The organism is Halobacillus sp. BBL2006 (assembly GCF_000786645.1).
Classification (GTDB): Bacteria; Bacillota; Bacilli; order Bacillales; family Halobacillaceae; genus Halobacillus.
Genome location: NZ_JRNX01000655.1, coordinates 1 through 2,815, shown reverse-complemented (window position 1 = coordinate 2,815; position 2,815 = coordinate 1). Strand labels below are relative to the sequence as shown.

Sequence of the window (2,815 nt, the reverse complement as noted above, 5' to 3'; positions counted from 1 at the left end):
AAAGCGAAGCATTCTGTCGGAGCGGCCATACTTCCACCTTACATGATGTCCTAAGTAATAGAATTAATTGGATATGTTACACTAATCTAACAAAAAATCCGAATGGTGGTGAAATCTTATCAAAAAAAATTTCACCACCATTCGGATTTTAAATCGCTACAACAATTTTGTCCCAGCCTCTTTTCGTTACTTTTTTAAATGTTCTATGATAGATGAATCCAAGCTTCGCACGTGAAGATCCCTTTGTGGAAACGGAATTTCTACACCGCTTTCCCTGAAGATCGCATCAATTCTGAAATTCAAGTTACTTTTTATCCGAATGACATGTTCGGGATTTGAGATCCAGACAAACAACTCAAAGTTCAATGATGAATCACCAAATTCTTTGAAGTTGACGAAGGGTTCCGGATGATTCCTCACCGTTGGCGAAACACCAGCTTCATCTTCCGCTACTTGCAACAGTAGTTCCTTCACTAAGGGTACGTCGCTACCGTAAGCTACTCCTACTGGAATGACGAGTCGCATCACTTTATCGCTATACGAACGGTTGATCACGTGCTCTTCCAGGAAATAAGAGTTCGGTACAATAATATGTTCATTGTCCAATGTCTTAATGACTGTTGCCCGCATATTGATTCTTTCCACATCTCCGATGATATCGTCGACAATGACCCTATCCCCGACCTTGATCGGGCGCTCAAAAAGCAGGATAATACCGGAAATGAAATTCGATGCGATGTTCTGCATCCCAAAGCCGATTCCAACACCGAGGACACCCGCAAATACGGTCAAAGCGCTCAATTCAAAGCCCACGGTCGATAAACTTACGATGATTGCCAGCACCATGATGATATAATGGAAAGCCTTATCGAAAGTGAAGCGGACACCTTTATCCAGTTCATAACGCTTGTACACCCCTGGAAACACATAGCTTCTCACTAAGTTAGACAACCGGTTCGTCAACGAGATAATCAACAGGGCAATAATTAACAAAAATACTGAAACAGGCTCTGATCCAATGGAAAACAAGGCACTAAACATCCAGTCCGAGCTTCTAAAATGGATCAATGTATAGATAATGATGCCATAAAGAGTGAGCCAATTAAGGATACTTTTGACCATATAATAGACGCTTGAACGTTGATCCTTCTTTGAGCTCCACCGCTTCACAATGTTTAAGAGGAGCCATCTGAGTGTGATAACGGCGACGATAGCCAGAGCATAGATAATGAGAGAATTCTTTCCAACTTGTTCGATCCAGAAATTCACATAAAAAATCCTTCCTCTAAGTCTTTTCTGCACTTTCCAGTTTCTTAAAGTTTCGGCTGATCGGTCTTGGGGCTTTCATTTTATCGAAGAAGATCTGGTACGTGTTTTTCTTTTCATCAATATCCTCCACGGTACCGACACCGAACACGGGGTGCATAACCCTCGCCCCTCTTTCAAAGCCTTCCCCTATTTGTTCCTGTTTTTGAGGATGAGAAGCACGGATGTACTCCTTTGCTTCCTCAATCAATGCTTCATCCAATTCCCCGATTCGTTCATAAAGCTCGTCTTCCACTTCAAAAATGAAACGGGACGGATACTTTTTCTGCCCTCCGTTTTGAAAGCCTTCTGATTCTGTTAAATATAGCTCCCTTTCCGCCCGGGTCACGGCAACATAAGCAAGACGCCTTTCTTCTTCAAGCGCACGCTCTTTTCGCTGTCTTAACGCCCTGACATTCGGTAAGACGCTTTCTGTCATTCCGACTACAAAAACGTAAGGAAATTCTAGTCCTTTTGCGGTGTGAATCGTCATCATTTTCACAGAATCAATTTGGTCATCACGATCATCATCAGTGTAAAGAGAGATCATTTGCAAATACTCGTTTAAATCAATATCTTCTCCAAGCGTTTGTTCATACTGAACGATCGAGTGAAGCAGTTCTGTCAAATTATCAAGACGCTCCTGATCTCCATCTTCTCGACGATAGGCCTCATATCCTGTTACTTGCATCGCTTCCTGAAGGAGCTCTGAAACGTTCAGCTCTTCCCTGCGTTTGCGCAAGTGTTCGATAGCCTCAATAAAGCCTCGCGCATCCGTTCTTCTCATCCGGTCATGAGCGACATACTTTTTCAAGGTTTCATATAAAGTGAGGTCATCTTGTTCTGCTTTTTCCCTCAGAAACTGCATTCGCTTCTTACCGATTTGCCGTTTCGGGACATTAATAATCCGTGAAAAAGACAAATCATCTCCCACAGCGACCATCCTCAAATGAGCGAGCGCATCTTTAATTTCCATCCGATCAAAGAATTTAAATCCGCCGAAGATGGTATATTCAATATTTGCTTGTATCAATTCCTGTTCAACGAAACGGGACAAGTAATTGGTACGATATAATACCGCAATATCTTGATAATTCGCCCCTTTTGTTTCTATGATCTTCTGCATCTGCTGGACGACCCACTTCGCTTCTTGTAATTCATCTTTCCCATGGTAATGGACAACTTTCACACCAGAGGGGTTGTCTGTTTCCATATCCTTCTCGACCCGGAAGTAATTATTTTGGATTAGGGCATTCCCTAAAGATAAAATCTCTGGAGTTGACCGGTAATTTTGTTTTAGAAAAATCGTTTGCGAATCCTTAAAGAATTTCTCAAACTCCACGATATACTGCGGATCTGCACCTCTCCACTCATAAATCGTCTGATCAGGATCACCGACAACGAATAAGTTGCCATGCTTCTCCGCGAGCATTTTTACAAGCTCGTACTGCTTCAGACTGCTGTCCTGAAATTCATCAACCTGAATATAAACAAGCCGGTCCTGCCATTT

At 42.3% G+C, this 2,815-nt stretch carries 2 protein-coding genes; both read right to left on the bottom strand.

What is annotated here, in order from left to right:
• Positions 1-186: 186 nt before the first annotated feature.
• The gene (locus LD39_RS17795) at positions 187-1,269 is read right to left on the bottom strand and encodes a mechanosensitive ion channel family protein (protein ID WP_052158940.1); all 1,083 of its coding nucleotides are present in this window, start codon (positions 1,267-1,269) and stop codon (positions 187-189) included.
• 16 nt (positions 1,270-1,285) lie between these two features.
• A partial coding sequence (locus tag LD39_RS17790; protein WP_035550947.1) for an ATP-dependent helicase occupies positions 1,286-2,815 on the bottom strand: 1,530 nt, incomplete at its 5' end.